This is a genomic window from Megasphaera sp. DJF_B143 (genome assembly GCF_900320625.1).
GTDB lineage: Bacteria > Bacillota > Negativicutes > Veillonellales > Megasphaeraceae > Megasphaera > Megasphaera hexanoica.
This window is the reverse complement of the sequence record NZ_ONTA01000164.1, coordinates 1-6,931: the sequence shown is the minus strand read 5'-3', so window position 1 is coordinate 6,931 and position 6,931 is coordinate 1. Positions and strand designations below refer to the sequence as shown.

The window sequence follows — 6,931 nt, the reverse complement described above, 5'->3', positions numbered from 1 at the left end:
ATGATACAATAGGAATAACAGAAATGAGCGGATTGAAAGAAAGGAGTTCGTATATGCTGAATATTAATCTGACCTTTGTGTACTGGTATTTATTTTTACTGAATATCCTTACCTTTGCCCTGTTTGGATTGGAAAAACGATTTCAGGACGGCGGATCTTCCCGTATACCGGAATGGGTCCTGCTCCTGCTGGCTGTACTGGGAGGATCGATGGGAGCTTTCTTTGCTATTTATATTTTTACTTATAAAAAAGACCGGCCAAAATTTAAATACGGAATCCTTGCCCTGTATGCCATACAATTCGCAATCTGTGTCCGGCTGGGCATATTCTGATTTGCCGGTCCTGCATTAGAGGGTAATACACAACGGACCTGCCGTGAAATACCTGGGGTATTTTTTCGGCAGGTCCGTTTGTCTTTTCTATGGGAATTTCCGTACTAGTTCACCCATACACGACAGAATCCGGTGGTGTCTATCAGGCAGTTACCAGTTTATAACCGGCATCGGCAATGACTTTGGCAAATTCTTCTGTAGAGATGTCACGGGTGGCTTCTACGTCGGCTTTGCCGCCATCGAGATCAACCGATACGGCGGTTACGCCATTCATAGCGGATAATGCTTCCTGGACGTGTTTCTGGCAATGCTGGCACATCATGCCTTCAATTTTTAATGTGGTTTTCATAGTGGAATCCTCTTCTTTCTCTGAAAGTAATGTATATCCTGCAGCCGTAATGACTTTTTTAAAGTCATCGGCCGGGATGGCAGATGAACTGGTGACAGTGGCACCTTTGCTGTCCAGATCGACGTGAACCGTTGCAACGCCGGGCATTGCTTCTAGTTCTTTGGTGACCGTGCGGACGCAGTGCTGGCACATCATTCCGTCGATAGTCAGTTTATATTGATGCGCTGCAACAGGTACTGTCTGATCGGTTTCTTCCATGATTTCAGTGGCCGTTGACGGCTGTATTGTAAGTGCATCGGTTGTGGCTGACGAAGTGGTATGGGTGGATTCTGATTGCCTTGTTTCACGTGAAACATGGTGAGTCTGGTGATCTGGTTTAAAGAAGCGCAGGCGCAGGGCATTCATGCAGACACTGAAGCTGGAAAGACTCATGGCCGCTGCACCGATCATCGGATTGAGACGGATGCCAAAGGCCGGATATAGGACCCCTGCTGCCAGGGGAATGCAGATGGCATTGTAGAAGAATGCCCAGAACAGATTTTCTTTGATATTGCGTATGACAGCTTTGCTGAGGCGGACGGCGCTTACGGCGTCGAGGAGATCATTGCGCATGAGTACGGCATCGGCGCTTTCAATCGCTACATCCGTGCCAGCCCCTATGGCAATCCCTAAATCTGCTTTGGCCAGTGCCGGAGCATCGTTGATACCATCGCCAATCATAGCGACCTTATGGCCTTGTGCCTGGAGAGCTGCAATATGGCGTTCTTTATCTTGTGGCAGGACGCCGGCGATTACCTGAGGAATATGGAGCCGCTTGCGGATGGCTTCAGCTGTGCGCTGATTATCCCCGGTCAGCATGACCACGTCGATTCCCATTTTGCCAAAGAGCGAAATCGCCTGGGCGCTGCTTTCTTTTTCCATATCGGCGGCAGCGATGATGCCGATGACTTCTGTACTGTCGGCAAAGATGAGCGGTGTCTTCCCAGCGTCTGCCAGTCCATCCAGCCGTTGTCGGATTTCTTCTGTGGCAATACCCTTTTCTTCCATGAGACGGGTATTGCCAGCATAGTAAGTCTGGCCATTCCATATAGCTTCAATACCACGCCCGAAAAGGGCTTTAAAGTTTGTTACCGCTTCGGGAACGGCATGATGGTCCTGGGCATAATTCATAATAGCTTCTGCCAGGGGATGTTCACTCCCCTGCTCCAGGCTGACTGCCAGCGTAAGCAGTTGGTCTTCTGTTCCCTTGCGGACCCAGATGTCAGTTACGCGGGGGCGGCCTTCCGTAATGGTACCGGTTTTATCCATGACGACTGTATCGATGGTATGGGCCGTTTCCAATGCTTCTCCTGATTTGATGAGGATACCATTTTCGGCTCCTTTACCAGTACCTACCATGATGGCGACCGGTGTTGCCAGTCCCAGTGCGCAGGGGCAGGAAATGACGAGAACAGAAATGGCCGTAGAAAAGGCAAATTCTGCAGTGGCACCGAGCAGGAAGTACCAGACCAGCCCTGTGATAACGGCGATGGTCATGACGACAGGAACGAAAATCCCGGAAATTTTATCAGCCATTTTGGCAATAGGCGCCTTACTGGCACTGGCTTCGTCAACCAGCTTGATAATCTGGCTGATTGTCGTATCCGCTCCGACACGACTGGCCCTGACGTGAATAAAACCTGTTTTATTGATCGTAGCAGAGGTGACGGAATCGCCTTTTTGTTTTTCTACAGGGATACTTTCGCCGGTGATGGCGGCTTCATCGATACTGGTCGATCCTTCAGAAATGATGCCGTCTGCAGGGATGCTTTCTCCCGGGCGGATGACCATTTCATCACCTACGGCGAGTTGTTCTACGGGAATGACCTCTTCTTTGCCATTGCGGAGCACCGTGGCCTGCTTGGGAGCCAGATCCATCAGTTTTTCAATGGCCGTACTGGTTTTTCCCTTGGCGCGGGCTTCCAGGTACTTGCCGATATCGATGAGGGTAACGATCATACCGGCTGATTCAAAATAGAGATTTGTGCTGTACTGGGAAACGAGAGCCCAGTCGCCGTGGCCCATGCCCCAGCTCATGCGGAAAATGGCAAAGACACCATATACGGCGGCTGCCATAGAACCCATGCCCACGAGGGTATCCATATTCGGTGCGCCCTGGAACAGGGTCCGGAAGCCGTTGATATAATACTTTCTGTTGAGATACATGATGGGCAGTATAAGCAGAAATTGGGTAAAAGCAAAGGTGATGGCGTTTTCATCGCCATGGAATATTGCCTGGAACGATTCCGGAACGGGGATGCCGAACCATTCCAGCAGCATATGGTGCATGGCGATATACATGACGGGAATCAGGAACAGGATAGACCCTATCAATCGCTTTTTCATGGCTGCCATATCTTTTTTTGCCAAATCAGAAGGACTGGGCTCTGGAGCCGCAGCTGTTTTTTTATTTCCTCCGGAAAGAGTTGCCCCGTATCCGGCATCTATGACGGCCTGGATGATATCCTGGCTGGATAGCGTCCCTTCATCATATTCGACCTGCATACTATTAGTCAGTAAATTGACACTGGCTTTTTTCATGCCTGCCAGTTTGGAAACGGCTTTTTCGACCCGGCTGGAGCAGGCCGAGCAGCTCATACCGGTAATGGCATATTTCTCATGTTTCATCTCATATCACCTACTTCATTAATTTTTGCAGCATACAGACGAGTTCATCGACGACCTCATCCTTTCCTTCACGGATATCGTGAACGACACAGCTTTTAATATGCTGGGCCAGCAATTCTTTATTAAATGAATTGAGAGCCGATTGGATAGCGCTGACCTGCATCAGGATATCGACGCAGTAACGGTCATTTTCTACCATATTGCGGACACCGCGTACCTGGCCTTCAATCCGGTTGAGGCGTGAAATAAGGCATTTATATTCCTTACTGGTTTTATCACGGTATTTATGTTTGGGACCGGTACAGCAGCACGTTTCGGCCGGATGGTCTGTCAATCCTGTCTCTTGTTTTTTCTCTTCCATCGTATTCTCCTCCTATATACCCCTATCGGGTATCTTTGAGTATAATATACCCACAAGGGGTATATGTCAAGAGGAAACAAGAATTTATTTCAAAAAGATGAAATATGGATTAAAAAAATACAACTAAATGATTTAAATATAGAAAAACGCCGTAAACGTCGCTGTAACGGGCAAAACGTGATTTTATGATATATAATATAAAAAGAAAAATAAAAACGCCTTAAAAGGCGTTTTTATCGACCATCCGTGACAAGCTAAAAAGGACCATACATGACGGTTTCCGCCGTCGTGCATGGTCCTTTACCCGTATACTAATTATTTGAGGAGTTTAGCAACTTCTTGGGTTTCGTCAGTCGCTTTGTCAGCACCGGCAATGATGGCGCCCTGGGCTACGATGCAGTCCAGGTTCTTATCCTTGCGGACCTGTTCGACTTTATTGACGACATCTTTTTCAATAGGAACGATGAGGCTGTTTTCCAGCTTGCTCAGGTTCTGGGCGAGCTGACGGCCTAATTCCTGTTTTTCCTGATCTGTTTTCAGAGTCGGAGCTTTTTTGGCAAATTCCTGATTGGCGTTTTTGATAGCAGACTGCATCTGGGCGCTTACTTTCGGGAAATCTTTATGAGCCTGGACGAGGGTATCAAAATTGACATAGCCAACGCCGGCAGCAAAAGCGGAAGAAGCAGCGACGACGCTCATCATCCCTACTACGGCGAGGGAAGCCAGTTGTTTTCTTAATTTCATTATATGATCCTCCTGTATATTAAAATAATAGGGTTACTGTCTGTTTAGATATTATATCAGAATAGAACGGAAAGTACAACGGTTGTGACCATACTGTGATTATAATTGACAAAATGTTTAAAGTTTTGCATCGGATTGAACCGGTTCAGCTGCGGCTGTAGTTTCATCTTCATCTTTAATGTAGATGTATTTATCCTTTTTCAGCTTGTCGATAATTTCCGGAGCCATGGTCAGCAGCTTTTCAAAGGCCGATGCCTGATATCCGCCTTTTTTGATAGAAAACATTTCGACCCGGTCACCTTTGATGACCAGGACAGCTGTCGGTTCCATTTTGGCACCGCCGCCACCACCGCCGCTCTGACGGCCTGTTTCTTCTTTGCCGTTCACGCCTCCTGTACCAAAACCAAAGGTGATGTCTACAAAAGGAACGAGAATCGTATCGCCAATGTGTACAGCCTGGCCGACGACCGTTTCAACTTTAATCATGTTCTGGAAATTTTCAAAGATTGTTTCTAAATTATTTTTTATATAATTTTTATCCATGAGCGAATTCCTTTCTGTGCTGACGTACGGCCCAAAGCAGCCGGCGGACTGGCGGGGAAACGATGAAGGAAAGGGCATACAGCACAATGACACCGGGATAGATGCGTCCTGCTATTTGTATGTGGCAGTCGTATATTTCATTCAGGAAATCGAATTGCAAATCCTGCGCAGCTTGTGGCAGGAGCATGTAGAGGAAACCGGACAGTATACCCGTCTGATGCGGCTGAGAAAGGCCTAACGTCCCTGTCGTCTGCACGGTGCGGATGCGGCTGTGATGCAAAAGACGCAGGAAGAAAGACAGGCATGATGAAAGAAAGTCTTCAGACCATACATAGTCTTTCCACCAGAATGTATCGGACGCGGCACAGACATCATCTGGTTCCGGGGAGTCTGCACCCTGCAGGGCATCCCGGATTGTGTTTTCAGACAGCGGGTCCTCTTCTTCTTTGTCTGGCTCTTCTGGGTCTTTTTTGTCAGGAACAATACCGGGTGGCTGTCCTCTACCGGATAGGGGTTCCTTATGCCAGCCTATATAGCAGAGTTTCGTTGGTTTCTGACCGAAAACGTAATCCCACTCGTAATACAATCCGTGATTCAGAAAGGAAAGGACCGTCCGGATGTGAAATGGGGATTGAATATCTGCACTCAGACTATACGTAAGCGGCAGGAAGAGAAAGAAGGAACACAGCATAGCGATAAAGGCCAGCAGGCTCAACAGTATCAGCATGATATTCTCTCCTCTCCCGGCAGATGCCGCTATTCCTTGTCATACTTAGAATATTCGCCGCAATACGGATATTTCCTTTTTACGTCAGTCTTCTTCCGCTGTATCATGGAAAATACAATCTACATCAGTATCCCCGAAACAGCGGCTGCAGGAAATACAAGTTGCCGGTTCCGTATCACCGCGGCGCCATCTGTTTGGCAGATCCGGCTGGCGGAGGAGCGGGCGGCACATGGATATAAACGATACAGGCGCGGTATTGAGGAATTCTTCCATCTCAGCGGCACTTCTCCAGCCGCCGACGACACCGATATCGGTCTGGCCCTGCAGTTCTTTGGCTGCTTTTTCTGCATACGGGGCAAAGTACATGGGCTCTTTCGTGCGCCGGATTGCGCGGATCGGGCCTTTGCGGGGCAGGGAGGATGTATTGCCGCCACTGATTTCAATGGCCGAAATGCCGTCGTCAGCCAGCCAGTGCATGACCTGCAGGCTTTCTTCTGCGGTCATACCGCCTTCTTTCATGAAATCGGCGCAGTTCAATTTGACCCATACAGGAAAATCGCTGCCAGCGGTCTGTTTGATGGAAGCAATACACTGACGGAGGAAACGGGCACGGCCCATGAGGTCGCCACCGTATTCATCACTGCGCTGATTATAATAAGGAGTCAGGAATTTGCTGGCCAGATAGCCGTGGGCTCCATGGAACTGGACGCCGTCAAATCCGGCTTTGCGGGCACGCAGCGCCGCCTGTCCTACGTCTTCGACGAGACGCTGGATCTGCTCTTTTGTCAGCGCCTGGGATTCCTGCAGTGTCCGGCCGATTTTATCAGGGACACCGCTTGGACTTACGATAATACGGTCTTCTCCTTCGGGAACCATAATGGCCGAACCCATGATGACAATCTGGGCAATGATTTTTCCGCCTTTGGCGTGGACTGCCTGGGTGATGGCTGCCAGGGGGGCGATACAACTATCGTCATCGAGCAGTATCTGGTGATGCTGGTGCGGTTCCAGTCTGGAAGCAGCAATCATGCCGGTAATGATGATTCCCGTTCCCCCTTCTGCCAGTGTTTCATACATGTGGCAGAGCTTATCTGTCGGATGCCCTTCTGCATCAGCCATACCTTCAAACGTTGCAGAACGGACAATACGGCAGGCTGCATGGATGCCGCCTATGGTACACGCATCAAATAACATGAAAATCTCTCCTT

General features: G+C 48.9%; 7 protein-coding genes. 1 reads left to right on the top strand and 6 read right to left on the bottom strand.

The window, feature by feature from the left end; translation table 11 throughout:
* Positions 1-332 (top strand): DUF1294 domain-containing protein (locus tag DBO31_RS04970; protein WP_234995398.1); only part of this gene is annotated, 332 nt, incomplete at its 5' end.
* A 142-nt stretch (positions 333-474) separates the two neighbouring features.
* Here the strand turns inward: DBO31_RS04970 and DBO31_RS04965 are convergent.
* The 6 genes from DBO31_RS04965 to DBO31_RS04940 all read right to left on the bottom strand — a co-directional run bounded on the left by DBO31_RS04965 (position 475) and on the right by DBO31_RS04940 (position 6,917).
* The gene (locus DBO31_RS04965) at positions 475-3,348 is read right to left on the bottom strand and encodes a heavy metal translocating P-type ATPase (protein ID WP_150824583.1); all 2,874 of its coding nucleotides are present in this window, start codon (positions 3,346-3,348) and stop codon (positions 475-477) included.
* A gap of 10 nt (positions 3,349-3,358) precedes the next feature.
* The gene (locus DBO31_RS04960) at positions 3,359-3,709 is read right to left on the bottom strand and encodes a metal-sensing transcriptional repressor (RefSeq protein ID WP_150824582.1); all 351 of its coding nucleotides are present in this window, start codon (positions 3,707-3,709) and stop codon (positions 3,359-3,361) included.
* A gap of 315 nt (positions 3,710-4,024) precedes the next feature.
* Entirely contained in the window at positions 4,025-4,453 is a 429-nt protein-coding gene (locus DBO31_RS04955) for an OmpH family outer membrane protein (RefSeq protein ID WP_059076251.1), read from the bottom strand.
* A gap of 117 nt (positions 4,454-4,570) precedes the next feature.
* On the bottom strand, positions 4,571-4,996 hold the full coding sequence (locus DBO31_RS04950) for a GerW family sporulation protein (protein ID WP_059076252.1): 426 nt from the start codon (positions 4,994-4,996) through the stop codon (positions 4,571-4,573).
* Positions 4,989-5,723 (bottom strand): hypothetical protein, encoded by a 735-nt coding sequence (locus DBO31_RS04945; RefSeq protein ID WP_059076253.1) that lies wholly within the window; start codon positions 5,721-5,723, stop codon positions 4,989-4,991. The genes DBO31_RS04950 and DBO31_RS04945 overlap by 8 nt, the downstream gene beginning before the upstream one ends.
* A gap of 84 nt (positions 5,724-5,807) precedes the next feature.
* Positions 5,808-6,917 (bottom strand): NADH:flavin oxidoreductase, encoded by a 1,110-nt coding sequence (locus DBO31_RS04940; RefSeq protein WP_113855171.1) that lies wholly within the window; start codon positions 6,915-6,917, stop codon positions 5,808-5,810.
* Positions 6,918-6,931 lie beyond the last annotated feature (14 nt).